We start from the raw sequence: 14,514 nt of genomic DNA, 5'->3' as shown, positions 1-14,514 counted from the left end.
GCCTAGTGCCTGATTCTGTGAGGGGGAAGCGCTTTGCACGTCCCCCTCATCCGGAACCGAACCGATGCGCCTTTTTTAGATCCGCTCGCCCGACAGGCGCTGACACAGCATGTCGAGCTGGTCGAGCGTCGAATAGCGCAGCGACAATGTGCCCGGCCCGTCACCGCTGTCGGCAATTTCGACCTTCAGGCCGAGAATATCGGCCAGATGCTGTTCCAGCGCGGCGATATCGGCATCCTTGCCACCGGGAGTTGCGCCGCGCGACTTGGGCTCGGCATCCTCGCCTTTCTTGGTCTTGCGCACCAGCTGCTCGGTCTCGCGGACCGAAAGCCCCTTCTGCTCGACCATCAGCGCCATCGATTCGCAGCCCGGCACGCCGATCAGCGCGCGGGCATGACCCATGCTGATCCGCCCGTGCGACACCGCCTGCTGCACCGGATCGGGCAGGTCGAGCAGGCGCATCAGATTGGCGATATGGCTGCGCGACTTGCCGACGATCCGGCCCAGCGCTTCCTGGCTATGATGGAATTCGCCGATCAGCTTGCGATAGGCCTCGGCCTCTTCGATCGGATTGAGATCCTCGCGCTGGATATTCTCGACCAGCGCGATTTCCAGCGTTTCCTGCTCGTCGAAGTCGCGCACGATCGCCGGGATGCGATGGAGCTGCGCCTTCTGCGCAGCGCGCCAGCGCCGCTCCCCCGCGACGATCTGGAAACCGCCGCCATGGGGGCGGACGATGATCGGCTGGATCACGCCGCGCTTGGCGATGCTGTCGGCCAGCTCCTGCAGCGCGTCCTGGTCGAAATGACGACGCGGCTGTTCGGGGTGCGGCTGGATCAGCGCGACCTCGATATTCTGCACCGCCTTGCTCGACGGCGCGGCGCTGTTGGCGCTCGCTGCCACCGGCTCTTCCCGGCTGACATCGCCCAGCAGCGCCGACAGGCCACGGCCCAGACCGTGCGGCCGCTTTACCGGCTTCTGCTTTTCCCCAATTTCGTCGCTCAAGCCGCTACCTCCTGCCGGGGAAGACGCGCGATCAATTCGCGCGCCAGACGCATATAGGCTTCCGACCCCGAACAGCGGAAATCATAGATGAGCGCCGGCACGCCATGGCTCGGCGCCTCGGACAGGCGCACATTGCGCGGAATGACGGTGGTGAAGACGAGGTCGCCCAGCACGGCGCGCACATCGTCAGCGACCTGATCGGTCAGCCGGTTGCGACGGTCATACATGGTCAGCGCCACGCCCAGGATCGACAGGCCGGTGTTGAACCGGCTGCGGATGCGCTCGACCGTCTGCAATAGCTGGGACAGGCCCTCCAGCGCGAAGAATTCGCACTGCAGCGGCACCAGCAGCGATTGCGCCGCCACCATCGCATTGACCGTCAGCAGGCCGAGCGAGGGCGGGCAGTCGATCAGGCAGATGTCCCAGCGCCCGGCCGGCGCCTCGGCCAGCACCCGCTCCAGCCGGTGGGTGCGCTGCTCATAATCGATCAACTCGATCTCCGCCCCGGACAGATCCTGGGTCGCCGGGATCAGGTCCAGCTTGGGCACGCGGGTGGTGACGACCGCCTCGTCCAGTTCGCAATTGCCGACCAGCAGGTCATAGCTCGACCGTTCGCGATCGGCATGGTTGACGCCCAGCCCGGTCGAGGCATTGCCCTGCGGATCGAGATCGACCAGCAGCACGCGCAGCCCCGTTGCGGCCAGGCCGGTCGCCAGATTGATAGCCGTGGTGGTCTTGCCGACTCCGCCCTTCTGATTGGCGATGGCGATACAAATCATCCTCGACCCTTCTTTTTGACAGGTTTGACGGATCGCGCGACGATGATGGCGCTGTCGGCGTCGGTCACGCTGCGTTCCACATGAAACGCACCTTGCCATGCCGGACGCGCGGCCTCCAGTTCATTCTGCGCATTTCGTCCCTTGGGCAGCACCCAAATCGTCTTTTCATCGGACAGATGCTGCGCCGACTGGAGCAATTTGGGCAGCGGCGCATAGGCGCGGGCGCTGATAACGGCCGACGTGGTCGGCGGCGCGACCTCGACCCGCCCGCCAAAGACGGAGGCGTTGCTCAGTCCCAGCTCCGCGATCACATCATTGAGGAAGTCGATCCGCTTGCGGCGCGATTCGACCATGATCAGCGGCCGGTCGGACATGCTGGCGACGACGATGCCGGGCAGGCCTGCGCCGGAACCCAGGTCCATCCAAGGCCCCTCCCCCGCATCCTTCGCGTGCAACAGCAGCTGGGCCGAGTCGACGATGTGCCGCGCCCAGACATGGGGCCGCGTCGATTCGGCGATCAGATTCTGCTCGTCCATCGCGGACAGCAAAAGCGACACATAGCGCTCCAGCCGATCCCATGTTTCACGTGGAACATCAAAATGCGCGTCGAGCCAGGCCCGCGCTTCGTCTTCGGTCATGCTGCCTTCCGCCGCACATGGACAAGGATGGCAGCGAGCGCCGCCGGGGTGATGCCGCGGATACGGCCCGCAGCGGCCAGCGTGTCCGGACGGGCCCCGTCCAGTCGCTCGATCATCTCGGTCGACAGACCGCCGACGCTGGCAAAGTCGAAGTCCGCCGGAATGGCCACACGCTCGTCCCGACGCAGGGCGGCAATCTCCGCATCCTGTCGTTCGAGATAGGGCGCATAATGGGCATCCTCCAAAATCTCGGCGCGCAGGTCGGCGGGCGCCTCTGCCAGGCTCGGCGCCAGCGTCACCAGCAAATCGGCCTGCACTTCGGGGAAGCGTGCCCATTCGAACAGGCTGCGCCGCGCGCCATCCTGCCGCACCGCTGCCCCTGCCCGCGCCATCTCGGTCGCGGTAAAGGGGCGCGCCAGTTCCGCTTCGATCGCGGCGCGCGCACTGGCCCGTGCGGCGAAGCGCGCCGCCCGATCCGAACCGATGATGCCATGGGCCAGGCCGATGTCGCCCAGCCGCGTCTCGGCATTGTCGGCGCGCAGCCGCAGCCGATATTCGGCCCGTGCGGTCAGCATCCGATAGGGTTCGGTCACGCCCTGCAGCACCAGATCATCGATCATCACGCCGATATAAGAACTGGCCCGGTCGAGAATCATCGGCGCTTCATCACGTGCCCGCGCCGCAGCATTGGTGCCTGCGAGCAGCCCTTGCGCGGCCGCCTCCTCATAGCCGGTCGTGCCATTGATCTGCCCCGCGCAGAAGAGGCCGGGCAATGCCCGCACTTCCAGGCTGGCATCCAGCGCGCGCGGATCGATATGGTCATATTCGACCGCATAGCCGGGCACGACGATCCCCGCCTGCTCCAGCCCGCGCATAGAGCGCACCATGGCCAACTGCACATCAGCCGGCAGCGAGGTGCTGATGCCATTGGGATAGACCAGCGCATCGTCCAGCCCTTCGGGCTCCAGGAAGATCTGATGGCCGTCGCGATCGCCGAAGCGGATCACCTTATCCTCGATCGACGGGCAATAGCGCGGTCCCCGCCCCTCGATCGCGCCGCTGAACAAAGGCGATCGCCCCAGCCCTTCACGGATGATCGCATGGGTCCGTTCATTGGTGCGGGTGATGGCACAGGCCAGTTGCGGCAGCGGCCGATGATCCGACAGCGGCGACATGGTCCAGCCCGCGCCGTCCGACGCCTGCTCCTCCAGCACCGCCCAGTCGATGGTGCGGCCGTCAATGCGCGGCGGCGTCCCGGTCTTCAGCCGGCCGATCGGCAGGCCGATCTCGCGCAACTGCACGCCCAGCGCGGTTGCTGCCCGCTCGCCGGTACGACCGCCGACATCGATATCCTCGCCCCGGAACAACTTGCCGCCCAGGAAGGTGCCGGTGGCCAGCACGACCGAGGGCGCCGCCAGCGTCCGGCCATCGGCCAGCGCCAGACCGGCCACCGCGCCCTCGCGGACGATCAGGCCCACCGCCTCGCCCTCAACAATCTCCAGCCCCGTCTGGGCGTCAAGCATCTGGTGGATCGCCGCCTTGTAGCGCTTGCGGTCGGCCTGCACGCGCGGCCCCTGCACGGCGGCGCCCTTGCTGCTGTTGAGCATGCGATAATGGATCGCTCCGGCGTCAGCCGCGCGGCCGATCAAGCCGTCGAGCGCGTCGACCTCGCGGACCAGATGGCCCTTGCCCAGACCGCCGATCGCCGGGTTGCAGGACATGGCACCCACGGTCGCCCGCTCGAAGGTCAGCAGCGCCACCGCTGCGCCCTTGCGCGCTGCCGCAGCGGCCGCCTCGCAGCCGGCATGGCCGCCACCGACCACGATCACATCATAGCTTGTTCGCATGGCGGCCCCATATCAGATTCAGGGGCCCGCGGTCAAAAGCGTTCCACGTGGAACATCGCACTATCAGCCATCACACGCGGAAATTTCGCTTACTTCCCGATACAGAATCCCGAGAAGAGGCGATCGAGCATATCCTCGGTCCCCGCCTGTCCGGTCAGCGCATCGATCGTCCGCCGCCCCAGGCGCAATTCCTCCGCCAATACCAGCAGATCACGGGCCGCGCCTGCCGCGATCAGATGGTCATGCAAAGCCCGCACGCCGTCCCGCTGTCGCGCATGCAGGGCATAGTCGCCCTCGCCCGGCAGCAGCGTCGCCGCCCGATCGAGCAGCATTGCCACCAGCGCATCCATCCCCTCGCCCGTCCGCGCCGATAAGCGAAGGCCAGGCCGCTCGGGACCGAACAGCGCGACATCGCTCTGCGCCGCGATCAGCAGCGCATCCTCGCGCGGTGCCTCGGCCGGTTCGCCCAGCCACAGGATGATATCCGCCGCCTCCAGCGCCGCCCGTGCGCGGTCGATGCCGATCGCCTCGATCGCGTCGCCAGTCTCCTCGCGCAGCCCGGCCGTGTCGGTGAACAGGAAGGCGGTGCCGCCAATCGCGGCGGGCACCTCGATCCGGTCGCGGGTGGTGCCGGCAATATCGGACACGATCGCCGCCTCGCGTCCCACCAACCGGTTGAGCAAGGTCGACTTGCCGGCATTGGGCGGCCCGGCCAGCACCACCCGGATGCCGTCGCGCAGCCGCTCGGCCGAAGGCGCCGACAGCAACGCACCGACATCGTCCGCAAGTGCCATCACCCCCTGCCCGATCCGCGCCTCGATATCGGCGTCGGGCACATCATCCTCGTCGGAGAAGTCGAGCGCAGCCTCGGCCATTGCCGACAGGTCGAGCAGCCGCATGCGCCAGCCGTCGATCCGCTGCGAGAAATGGCCCTCCATCATCGCCAGCGCCGCGCGCCGCTGCTGCTGCGTCTCGGCCGCCAGCAAGTCGGCCAGTCCCTCCACCTCGTTCAGGTCCATGCGGCCATGGGCAAAGGCGCGGCGGGTGAATTCGCCCGCAGTTGCGCGGCGCAACTCTGGCATCGCGCCCAGCGCCGCCTCGACCGCCGCGATCACTGCACGGCCACCATGGCAATGCAGCTCAGCCATATCCTCGCCGGTGACGGTACGCGGTCCCGGCAACCACAAGAGCAGCGCCCGGTCGAGCGGCGTACCGTCGCGCGGATCGCTCAGCAGCGCCAGGCTCGCCATGCGGGGGGTGGGCAGTCGCCCGGCCAGTGCCTGCAACGCCGCGCCCGCCCTCGGGCCGCTGACGCGCACCACGCCAATCCCCGCCGGCGGCGCACCGCTCGACAGGGCGAAGATCGTCTCGCTCACTTAATCCTTCTTGTCGCCATTCTTGCCCGCCATGCCGGACAGGCCGATATCCATCATCTGCTTGAACAGCCGCACGCCGGCATCGCCCATCGGCGAGAAGCTCTTGAACAGCGTCTCCATCTGCTCGACGCTGCCAATGCCATCCATGCTGTCCAACATGGTCTTGATATATTTGTCGTGGATGGGGCTGACGTCCGGCAGGCCCAGAAAGGCGCGCGCCTCGGCCGGGGTGCAATCCACGTCGACGGTCACTTTCATCTGCTGCCCTTCCCTGTCGCGGTCATCCGCCTGTCGCTCCATCTCATGCCGCAAACAGGCCGGCGATGGCAAATTTTTTGGGCGTGACAGCGCGCTTGCACCCCTCGCCCAAGGCGCCAATATGCGCCTCGACCTAACAGACTCCCAAGGCGGAAGGATATCCCATGGCAGACTATATTCCGATCAAGACGCTGGAAGGCGACGGCCAGTTCGACGCCTATGTCGCCACGCCCGACAGCCCAGCCAAGGCGGCGATCATCGTCATCCAGGAGATTTTCGGCGTCAATGAAGGCATCCGTCGCAAATGCGATAGCTGGGCCCGCGCCGGTTATCTGGCGATCGCGCCCGACCTGTTCTGGCGCATCGATCCGCATATCGAGCTGGACGCTGACATCCCCGAACAGATGCAGCAGGCACTCGCCTATATCCCCCGCTTCAACCAGGATCAGGGCGTCCGCGATATCGAGGCGACCATCCGCGCCGCGCGCGCGATGCTGGAAAGCCCGGCCAAGGTCGGCGTCGTCGGCTATTGCCTGGGCGGCCGCGTCGCCTTCATGACCGCCTGCCGCACCGATGGCGATGCCTTTGTCGGCTATTATGGCGTGGGCATCGACGGGCTGCTGGGCGAACAACATGCCATCGGCAAGCCGACCATGCTGCATATCCCGACAAATGACGGCTTCGTCCCCGCCGACGTTCAGGCCAAGATGCATGACGGGCTGAAGGACAACCGCCACGTCACCCTGCATGATTATGAAGGGCTGGATCATGGTTTCGCTGCCGAGATGGGCGATCGCCGGGTCGAGGAAGCCGCCCAGCTGGCCGACCGTCGCACCGCCGACTTCTTCGCGCAGGCGCTCGCCTGATGTCGGGTGATGCATGGCGAATGATCGTCCGGGCCCATGGTGGGCCCGAGGCGATCGAGCGCGAAAGTTTCGATCCGGGCACGCCCGGTGAAGGCGAGGTGTTGATCACGCAGGATGCGGTCGGTCTCAACTTCATCGACACCTATTATCGCACCGGCCTCTACCCCGCCCCCCTGCCCCTCACGCTGGGATCGGAAGGTGCGGGCCATGTCGTTGCGGTGGGTGCGGGCGTCAGTGGCATTGCCGTGGGCGCCAAGGTCGGCTGCGCCGCCGGCCTGGGTGCCTATGCCACCCACCGCATCGTCCCGGCCGATCGGGTCGTACGCATCCCCGATGCGATCAGCACCCGCGATGCCGCCGCAATGATGCTCAAGGGCATGACCGCCTGTTATCTGGCCGAGGACATGATCGACCTGCTGCCCGGCGATGTCGCCTTGGTCCATGCCGCCGCCGGCGGCGTGGGATCGGTGCTGGTGCCCTGGCTGCGCGACAAGGGCGTGGTCGTGATCGCCCATAGCGGATCGCCCGAAAAGGCGGCCAGGGTCGAAGCCGACCACAGCCTGTTCGGCCCGCTCGACGATCTGGCGGCGCAGGTGCGCGACCTGACCGACGGCAAGGGTGTCGCCGTTGCCTATGATGGCGTCGGCAAGGATAGCTGGGCCGCATCGCTCGCCAGCCTCCGCCGCCGCGGCCTGCTGGTCAGCTATGGCAATGCATCGGGTGCCGTCCCGCCGATCAGCCTGCTCGATCTCAGCCGCAACGGCTCGCTCTATGTCAGCCGCCCGACCCTGTTCGACTATGTCGCGACGGCGGAAGATCTGGCCAACACCGCCGAACGACTGTTCGACCGTATGGCACGCGGCATCATATCGGCCCAGATCGGCCAGAGCTTCGCTCTCACCGACGCTGCGGACGCCCATCGTGCTCTGGAAGGGCGCCAGACGACCGGCAGCACCATCCTGATCCCCTAAGCCGCTGGCTCATCTACATAATCCCATCAGGGACGGCATTTGCACATGCCGTCCCTTTTTTTGTGCAGGCGGTCTGCCCGCCCTTCCCTATTGATCGCCATTTGCAGTATCCGACAGGAGATGCAGCCGTCCCGGAAGAACAAGAACATGCCCCGATTGGCCGAGCTGATCCTGCTACCATGGTGGACCGTGCAGCTGGCGACCGGTGCCAAATCCTTTATCGATAATCCGCTGATCGGTTCGTCCCGGCTCAATGCGCTGGGCCTCCATGTCGGGCGCGTCAGGCTCGCCCAATGGATGACAGCCCGTCGTCGCTTGCGTCTCGCCGCAGATCTTTCCGCAGCCGATCGTCATGCCTTTGATCGCGACGGTTTCATCGAGATTCGCGACTTCCTGCCGCCGGAGCAGTTTGCCGCCCTGCGCGAGCAGATTGCGGCCTATCAGGCTGTTCCACGTGAAATGGTCCAAGGCCATACCATCACCCGCCGTTACGCACTGGACGGCGCTGCACGGCGCGCCATGCCCGCAATAGCCCGCTTTCTCGATCATCCCCGCTGGCGCGCGCTGGCGCGCTATGCCGCCGGCTTCAACGTCGAGCCGCTGATCTATATCCAGACCATTCTCACCCATCGACGGGACGGCGCGCCCGATCCTCAGACCCAACTGCATGCCGATACCTTCCATCCCGCGATGAAGGCCTGGCTGTTCTTGGAGGATGTCCCGGCCGAAGGCGGTCCCTTCACCTATGTGCCCGGATCGCATCGCTTGACCCCCGCACGCGCGGCGTGGGAGAAACAGCGCAGCCTGACAGCGCGTGATGGCGATTGCCGCCTGTCGGCGCGCGGATCGCTGCGGATCGACGAAGCGGAACTGGCCGGTCTTGGCCTCCCCCCGCCGCGCCAGTTTCCGGTCCCTGCCAACACATTGGTGATCGCCGACACATTCGGCTTCCATGCGCGGGGCGAAGCGGCACAGCGTTCCACCCGCGTCGAACTCTGGGCCTATGGCCGGCGCAACCCCTTCCGCCCGCTGGTGGGGCTCGACATTTGGAGCCTGCCCGGAATCACCGAACGGCGCATCAACCTGCGCTGGGGGCTGCGCGATGCCGTGGCACGCTGGATCGGCCACCCCTGGCGGCCCGCCGGCATGAAAAGGCCCGCCGACGACTGAGCGTGGGCGGGCCGATTGCGATAGCGTCGATCAGATCGATCAGAAGAGCGTCAATATGCCCACCGACCGATCCATGATGCCGTCATAGATCATCGAGCAGGCAACATAGACGATCACCGCCAGGCCCAGATAGGCCAGCCAGCGGAAGCGTTCGATATATTTGGCGATGATGTTCGCCGCGATGCCCATCATCGCCACCGACAGGATCAGGCCGATGATCAGGATGCCGGGATGCTCCCGCGCGGCACCGGCCACGGCCAGCACATTGTCCAGGCTCATGCTGACGTCGGCGATCGCCACCGACCAGGCGGCGGCGGCAAAGCTCTTGGCCGGGCGCACGCCCGATACATCATCGTCGCTCGGATCGTCAGGCGTATGCGCGCCGGCATTGGGCCGCAATTCGCGCCACATCTTCCAGCTGACCCACAGCAGCAGCAGGCCGCCGGCCAGGATCAGGCCGACAATCTGCATCAATTGGCTGACCACCAGCGCAAAGCCGATGCGCAGCACCAGCGCAGCGATGATGCCGATCAGGATGACCTGCTGGCGCTGCTTGGGCGGCAGGCCGGCGGCCAGCGCGCCGACGACGATCGCATTGTCGCCCGCCAGCAGGATATCGATCATCAGCACCTGGCCAAAGGCGGCCAGGGCGCTGGGCGTCCCGATATTGCTGAAGTCGTTGACGATATGCTGCCAGATATCCGCCGGGGAACCGAGCCCCTGGGCGGCCGAAGCGGCGGTGGCGATAAGGTCGAGCATGACGGCCTAACGTCCCTGTATGTGAAAATGAAGAAAGCCGGACCATATACATGGCCCGGCTCTCACCGCAAAATATATGGCAGGGTGGCTGCACATCCGCGCAGCCGCCACCGCGCTTACTGGTTCATGGTCGCGAAGAAATCCTCGTTGGTCTTGGAATCCTTCATCTTGTCGAGCAGGAATTCCATCGCATCGACCGTGCCCATCTGCATGAGGATGCGGCGCAGCACCCACATCTTGCTGAGCGTCGGCTTCTCGACCAGCAGTTCCTCCTTGCGGGTGCCGGACTTGCCGACGTCCAGCGCCGGGAAGATGCGCTTGTCCGCAACCTTGCGGTCCAGCACGATTTCCGAGTTGCCGGTGCCCTTGAACTCTTCGAAGATGACTTCGTCCATGCGGCTGCCGGTGTCGATCAGCGCGGTCGCGATGATCGAGAGCGAACCGCCCTCCTCGATGTTGCGCGCGGCGCCGAAGAAGCGCTTCGGGCGCTGCAGCGCGTTGGCATCGACACCGCCGGTCAGCACCTTGCCCGACGAGGGCACGACGGTGTTGTAGGCGCGGCCGAGGCGGGTGATCGAGTCGAGCAGGATGACGACATCCTTCTTGTGCTCGACCAGGCGCTTGGCCTTCTCGATCACCATTTCGGCGACCTGGACGTGGCGGGTGGCAGGCTCGTCGAAGGTCGAGGAAACGACCTCGCCCTTCACGCTGCGCTGCATGTCGGTGACTTCTTCCGGACGCTCGTCGATCAGCAGGACGATCAGGAAGACTTCGGGATGATTGTCGGTGATGGCCTTGGCGATATTCTGCAGCATCACCGTCTTGCCGACGCGCGGCGGCGCGACGATCAGCGTGCGCTGGCCCTTGCCCTGCGGCGAGACGATGTCGATGACGCGGGCCGACTTGTCCTTGATGGTCGGATCGAGCGTGTCGAGGCGCAGCTTCTGCTCGGGATAGAGCGGGGTCAGGTTGTCGAAATTGACGCGATGGCGGACGACGTCCGGATCATCGAAATTGACCGACAGCAGCTTGGTCAGGGCGAAATAGCGCTCGCCATCCTTGGGCGCGCGAATCTCGCCCTCGACCGTGTCGCCGGTGCGCAGGCCGAAGCGACGGACCTGGTTCGGCGAGACATAGATGTCGTCGGGACCGGCCAGGAAATTCGCCTCCGGGCTGCGCAGGAAGCCGAAGCCGTCCGGCAGCACTTCGATCGTGCCCTCACCCATGATCTGCGCGCCATTTTCGGCCTCGGCCTTCAGGATGGCGAACATCAGATCCTGCTTGCGCAGGGTCGATGCGCCCTCGACGCCCAGTTCTTCCGCCATGGTGACGAGGTCGGCGGGAACTGTCTTCTTGAGGTCCTTGAGATGCATTGCGAGTCGGTCCGATGGAGTGAGGGATAGAATAGCCGGGTAAGAAAGGAGATTTTGCCCGGTCAATGTCTCGGGAAAGCCTCGCGCCGGACGGGCGAGGGGAATAGTCGGCGTTTAGCGAGCGCCCGGCCCTCAAGTCAAGCGAGGACATTTCCCTATTCCGCCTGAAATCATGGGCGATCCGGGGATTTTCGACAGGTGGTGCCCCATCTGCGGCGATGGACGACATATCCCGCCCCATGATATGATGAGACATAAAATATCGGAAGGATGAGGAAATGCGTTATTTCCGTGCCCTGATGGCGATCGCCACGGGCGCGCTCACCGCGCTGCCACTCGCCGCGCAGGACAGCCCCCCGCTCGATCCCGACATACCCCCTACCGTCGTCCGCACCGGCCCCTCGCTCGACGATCGCGTCACCATTCCCATCAATATCGACGGCAAGGGGCCGTGGAACTTCGTGATCGACACCGGCTCCCAGCGCACGGTCATCGCCCGCGACCTGGCCGACCGGCTCGCCCTACCCAATCGGCGGATCGTCACCATCCTCAGCATGACCGGCAAGGCGGAAGTGCCGACCGTCGCCGTGCCCCGGCTCGGTTTCGGCGCGACCACGGTGGACGATATAGAGGCGCCGGTGCTGAACGGCGAGCATCTGGGCGCCGCCGGGTTGCTTGGCCTCGACAGCCTGCATGCCAAGCGGGTGCTGCTCAATTTCCGCACCGGCCGGATGGAAATCAGCGAAAGCCGCCGCCTGCCCCCGCGCGATCCCGATGCGATCATCGTCGAGGCGCGCCGGCGCAAGGGACAGCTGATCCTGCTGGATTCCGACGTCAACGGGATGAAGGTGAACATCATCCTGGATACCGGCGCCAATTTCAGCGTCGGCAATCTGGCGCTGCGCGACAAGCTCGCCCGCAAGAAGCGCGCGCCCGAACTGCTGCAGGCCAGCCTGATCAGCGTGACCGGCGACACGCTGACCGGCGATGTCGGGCGGCTGGATTTCGTGCGCATGGGTCGGGTCAAGCTGACCGGCGTGCCGGTGCTGTTCGCCGAGGCCAGCCCCTTTGCCGAGCTGGGTCTGGCCGACAAGCCGGCGCTGATGCTGGGGATGAACGCGCTGCGGCTGTTCGACCGGGTGGCGATCGACTTCGGCCGGGGCAAGGTCGACTTCCTGCTACCCGATACCGGCGCGCTCGATCCGGTCCGGCTGGCCGCCTCAGCGCCCCGTCAGGGACGCTGAGGCACCGGATCAGGGATTGTCGGGTCGCTGCTGCTGGGCCGGCTGGCGCTGGCGCGGCGTGCGGCCCAGCACATTGTCGATCCACTGCTGGTCCAGGCGCGGCGGCGCCGGCCGATCGGCCGGATCGGGCTGAGCCATATCCTCACCATCCTCCGCCTCGCTGCCGGCCGGCCGAGCACGGTCGATCGGCAGGCCATTTTCATCGACCATCATGCCGCCTTCCATGCCGTTATCCGGCTGGCCATAATAGGCCTCCTCGTCCGGCTCCAGCTGCCATTCGGGCAGGGTGACCTGGGTCTCGAACTGCTCCACCGGCCGCTTGGCGACGGCGACCTTCATATAATCGGCAAAGGCGTGGGCCGGCGCGCGACCGCCATAGAGCGATGGCACCGCCTTGGCGTCATCCCGGCCGACCCAGACGCCGGTGGTGATGCCGCTGGAAAAGCCCAGGAACCAGCCATCCTTGCCGCTGTTGGTGGTGCCGGTCTTGCCCGCGACCGGGCGACCGATCTGCGCTGCCCTGCCGGTGCCGGTGCTGACCGCGGTCTGCATCAGGTCGGTCATGCCCGCCGCGACCCAGGGCGCCACCAGCACGCGGCTGGTATCATCCTGATGCTGGTAGAGCATCCGCCCGTCGGCGGTCGTCACCTTGGTGATGCCATAGGGGGTGACCGCCACGCCCTTGCGCGCGATCGAGGCGAAAGCACGGGTCATGTCGATCAGCCGCACGTCCGACGTGCCCAGAACCATCGAGGGGTGGGTGTTGATCGGCGTGGTGATGCCGAAGCGGCGCGCCATGTCGGCGACGGTCGGGAAACCGACCTCCACGCCCAGCTTCGCCGCGACCGTGTTGATCGAATAGGCAAAGGCGGTGCGGATATCGATCGCGCCGGCAAAGCGGCCATTGCTGTTGCGCGGGCTCCAGCCATTTATCGTCACCGGTTCGTCGGTAACGCCGGTATCGGGCGTATAGCCTGCCTCCAGCGCCGCCATGTATACGAAGATCTTCCAGGCCGAACCGGGCTGTCGCACGGCGGTCGTCGCGCGGTTATAGTTGGAGGTCACATAGTCGAGCCCGCCGACCATGGCGCGCACCGCGCCGTCGCGATCCAGGCTGACCAGCGCGCCCTGCATGCCGTTCGACACGTTTGCCTTCACTGCAGCGGTCGCTGCATTCTGCATGCCAAGGTCGATGGTCGTATAGACTTCCAACGGCTCATTGGGCTCGTCGATCAGCGTGTCGAGCTGCGGCAGCGCCCAGTCGGTGAAATAGCGGACGCTGTTCTGCGGCGGCTCGGGCGCCATGCGTACGCCGTCCAGATTGGCATTGGCGTGATCGGCGGCACTGATCTTGCCATTTTCCTGCATCAGGTCGAGCACCACGCCGGCGCGGCCGATCGCGGCCTCGGCATCGGCGGTGGGGGAATAACTGGACGGCGCCTTCACCAGGCCGGCGATGATCGCCGCCTCGGGCAGGTCCAGGCTCTGTGCGGGATGGCCGAAGAATTTGCGGCTGGCGGCGTCGATGCCATAGGCCCCGCCGCCGAAATAGACCTTGTTGAGATAGAGTTCCAGGATCTGCTGCTTGGAGAATTTGCGCTCCAGCGCCATCGCCAGCACCATCTCGCGGACCTTGCGGCCCCAGCTATAGCTGTTGTTGAGGAAGATGTTGCGCGCGACCTGCTGGGTGATGGTCGACGCGCCCTGCCAGCGCCGGCCGCTGCCGCGCCGTTCCAGCGCGACCCAGGCCGCGCGTGCCATGCCGACCGGATCGACGCCAGGGTGCATGTAGAAACGGCGATCCTCGGTCGACACCATCGCATCGACCATGACCGAGGGGATCTGGTCATAGCTCAGCCAGCGGCCGAAGCTCGGCCCCAGGGAGACGATGACCGATCCGTCCGCCGCATGGACGCGGATCATCTGGCCATTGGGGGAGGATTTGAGGCTGTTATAGTCGGGTAGCGACTGCATCGCGATGAACACGGCCACGCCGATCGCGACCAGACCGGCAAAGGCGCCGACCAGACCGATCTTGAGCCCGCGCACCAGCCATTTCTTCGCCTTGCCCGGCGCCTTCTTGCTCTTGTCAGATCGTGCCATTTGCCGCCCCGGATACGCGCTATTACCGGCCCGGACCAGCGCAAATCAGGGCGCTCGTCCGGAAAACTCCCCGGTCTGTAAGGATGATGCGGCTTTACCCGCGATGAATATTATCGGTGGAAGTC

At 65.8% G+C, this 14,514-nt stretch carries 13 protein-coding genes; 4 read left to right on the top strand and 9 right to left on the bottom strand.

Annotation, left to right across the window (positions count from 1 at the left end; all coding sequences use genetic code 11):
• Positions 1–75 precede the first annotated feature (75 nt).
• From AC13EK_RS04940 to AC13EK_RS04915, 6 genes are all read right to left on the bottom strand, one after another.
• Entirely contained in the window at positions 76–1,005 is a 930-nt protein-coding gene (locus AC13EK_RS04940) for a ParB/RepB/Spo0J family partition protein (RefSeq protein WP_010335757.1), read from the bottom strand.
• Complete coding sequence (locus tag AC13EK_RS04935) at positions 1,002–1,784, bottom strand: ParA family protein (RefSeq protein WP_004209162.1); 783 nt, start codon at positions 1,782–1,784, stop codon at positions 1,002–1,004. Before AC13EK_RS04935 ends, AC13EK_RS04940 begins: the two co-directional genes overlap by 4 nt.
• Complete coding sequence (gene rsmG / locus AC13EK_RS04930) at positions 1,781–2,422, bottom strand: 16S rRNA (guanine(527)-N(7))-methyltransferase RsmG (RefSeq protein ID WP_069338938.1); 642 nt, start codon at positions 2,420–2,422, stop codon at positions 1,781–1,783. Before rsmG ends, AC13EK_RS04935 begins: the two co-directional genes overlap by 4 nt.
• The gene (gene mnmG / locus AC13EK_RS04925; RefSeq protein ID WP_069338939.1) at positions 2,419–4,269 is read right to left on the bottom strand and encodes a tRNA uridine-5-carboxymethylaminomethyl(34) synthesis enzyme MnmG; all 1,851 of its coding nucleotides are present in this window, start codon (positions 4,267–4,269) and stop codon (positions 2,419–2,421) included. Before mnmG ends, rsmG begins: the two co-directional genes overlap by 4 nt.
• A gap of 89 nt (positions 4,270–4,358) precedes the next feature.
• Positions 4,359–5,645 (bottom strand): tRNA uridine-5-carboxymethylaminomethyl(34) synthesis GTPase MnmE, encoded by a 1,287-nt coding sequence (mnmE, locus tag AC13EK_RS04920; protein ID WP_069338940.1) that lies wholly within the window; start codon positions 5,643–5,645, stop codon positions 4,359–4,361.
• Complete coding sequence (locus tag AC13EK_RS04915) at positions 5,646–5,903, bottom strand: DUF6489 family protein (RefSeq protein WP_004209166.1); 258 nt, start codon at positions 5,901–5,903, stop codon at positions 5,646–5,648.
• 164 nt (positions 5,904–6,067) lie between these two features.
• Here AC13EK_RS04915 and AC13EK_RS04910 point away from each other — a divergent pair, with 164 nt between their 5' ends.
• From AC13EK_RS04910 to AC13EK_RS04900, 3 genes are all read left to right on the top strand, one after another.
• Positions 6,068–6,769, top strand: a complete 702-nt coding sequence (locus AC13EK_RS04910; protein ID WP_069338941.1) for a dienelactone hydrolase family protein — start codon at positions 6,068–6,070, stop codon at positions 6,767–6,769.
• On the top strand, positions 6,769–7,740 hold the full coding sequence (locus tag AC13EK_RS04905) for a quinone oxidoreductase family protein (RefSeq protein WP_170828797.1): 972 nt from the start codon (positions 6,769–6,771) through the stop codon (positions 7,738–7,740). The genes AC13EK_RS04910 and AC13EK_RS04905 overlap by 1 nt, the downstream gene beginning before the upstream one ends.
• A gap of 120 nt (positions 7,741–7,860) precedes the next feature.
• Positions 7,861–8,910, top strand: a complete 1,050-nt coding sequence (locus AC13EK_RS04900) for a phytanoyl-CoA dioxygenase family protein (protein ID WP_081331851.1) — start codon at positions 7,861–7,863, stop codon at positions 8,908–8,910.
• Positions 8,911–8,949: 39 nt separating this feature from the next.
• Here AC13EK_RS04900 and AC13EK_RS04895 read toward each other — a convergent pair whose 3' ends face one another.
• Together AC13EK_RS04895 and rho are read right to left on the bottom strand one after the other, a co-directional pair.
• The gene (locus tag AC13EK_RS04895) at positions 8,950–9,669 is read right to left on the bottom strand and encodes a YjbE family putative metal transport protein (protein ID WP_004209170.1); all 720 of its coding nucleotides are present in this window, start codon (positions 9,667–9,669) and stop codon (positions 8,950–8,952) included.
• Positions 9,670–9,785: 116 nt separating this feature from the next.
• Positions 9,786–11,042, bottom strand: coding sequence for a transcription termination factor Rho (gene rho, locus AC13EK_RS04890; protein WP_004209171.1), 1,257 nt, complete (start codon positions 11,040–11,042; stop codon positions 9,786–9,788).
• Positions 11,043–11,320: 278 nt separating this feature from the next.
• Between rho and AC13EK_RS04885 the strand changes: the two genes are divergently transcribed.
• The gene (locus tag AC13EK_RS04885) at positions 11,321–12,286 is read left to right on the top strand and encodes an aspartyl protease family protein (protein WP_069338943.1); all 966 of its coding nucleotides are present in this window, start codon (positions 11,321–11,323) and stop codon (positions 12,284–12,286) included.
• 9 nt (positions 12,287–12,295) lie between these two features.
• Here AC13EK_RS04885 and AC13EK_RS04880 read toward each other — a convergent pair whose 3' ends face one another.
• Positions 12,296–14,389, bottom strand: a complete 2,094-nt coding sequence (locus tag AC13EK_RS04880) for a transglycosylase domain-containing protein (RefSeq protein WP_069338944.1) — start codon at positions 14,387–14,389, stop codon at positions 12,296–12,298.
• Between the last annotated feature and the right edge of the window lie 125 nt (positions 14,390–14,514).

The organism is Sphingobium sp. L-44 (genome assembly GCF_056859495.1).
The sequence above is the reverse complement of the archived record's forward strand: the minus strand, read 5'-3'. Positions and strand labels throughout refer to the sequence as shown.

Bases quoted from the DNA above. Each gene is read 5' to 3' on its own strand.
- AC13EK_RS04935 (WP_004209162.1), bottom strand. From the start codon at position 1,784: ATGATTTGTATCGCCATCGCCAATCAGAAGGGCGGAGTCGGCAAGACC.
- rsmG (WP_069338938.1), bottom strand. From the start codon at position 2,422: ATGACCGAAGACGAAGCGCGGGCCTGGCTCGACGCGCATTTTGATGTT.
- mnmG (WP_069338939.1), bottom strand. From the start codon at position 4,269: ATGCGAACAAGCTATGATGTGATCGTGGTCGGTGGCGGCCATGCCGGC.
- AC13EK_RS04915 (WP_004209166.1), bottom strand. From the start codon at position 5,903: ATGAAAGTGACCGTCGACGTGGATTGCACCCCGGCCGAGGCGCGCGCC.
- AC13EK_RS04910 (WP_069338941.1), top strand. From the start codon at position 6,068: ATGGCAGACTATATTCCGATCAAGACGCTGGAAGGCGACGGCCAGTTC.
- AC13EK_RS04905 (WP_170828797.1), top strand. From the start codon at position 6,769: ATGTCGGGTGATGCATGGCGAATGATCGTCCGGGCCCATGGTGGGCCC.
- AC13EK_RS04900 (WP_081331851.1), top strand. From the start codon at position 7,861: ATGCAGCCGTCCCGGAAGAACAAGAACATGCCCCGATTGGCCGAGCTG.
- AC13EK_RS04895 (WP_004209170.1), bottom strand. From the start codon at position 9,669: ATGCTCGACCTTATCGCCACCGCCGCTTCGGCCGCCCAGGGGCTCGGT.
- rho (WP_004209171.1), bottom strand. From the start codon at position 11,042: ATGCATCTCAAGGACCTCAAGAAGACAGTTCCCGCCGACCTCGTCACC.
- AC13EK_RS04885 (WP_069338943.1), top strand. From the start codon at position 11,321: ATGCGTTATTTCCGTGCCCTGATGGCGATCGCCACGGGCGCGCTCACC.
- AC13EK_RS04880 (WP_069338944.1), bottom strand. From the start codon at position 14,389: ATGGCACGATCTGACAAGAGCAAGAAGGCGCCGGGCAAGGCGAAGAAA.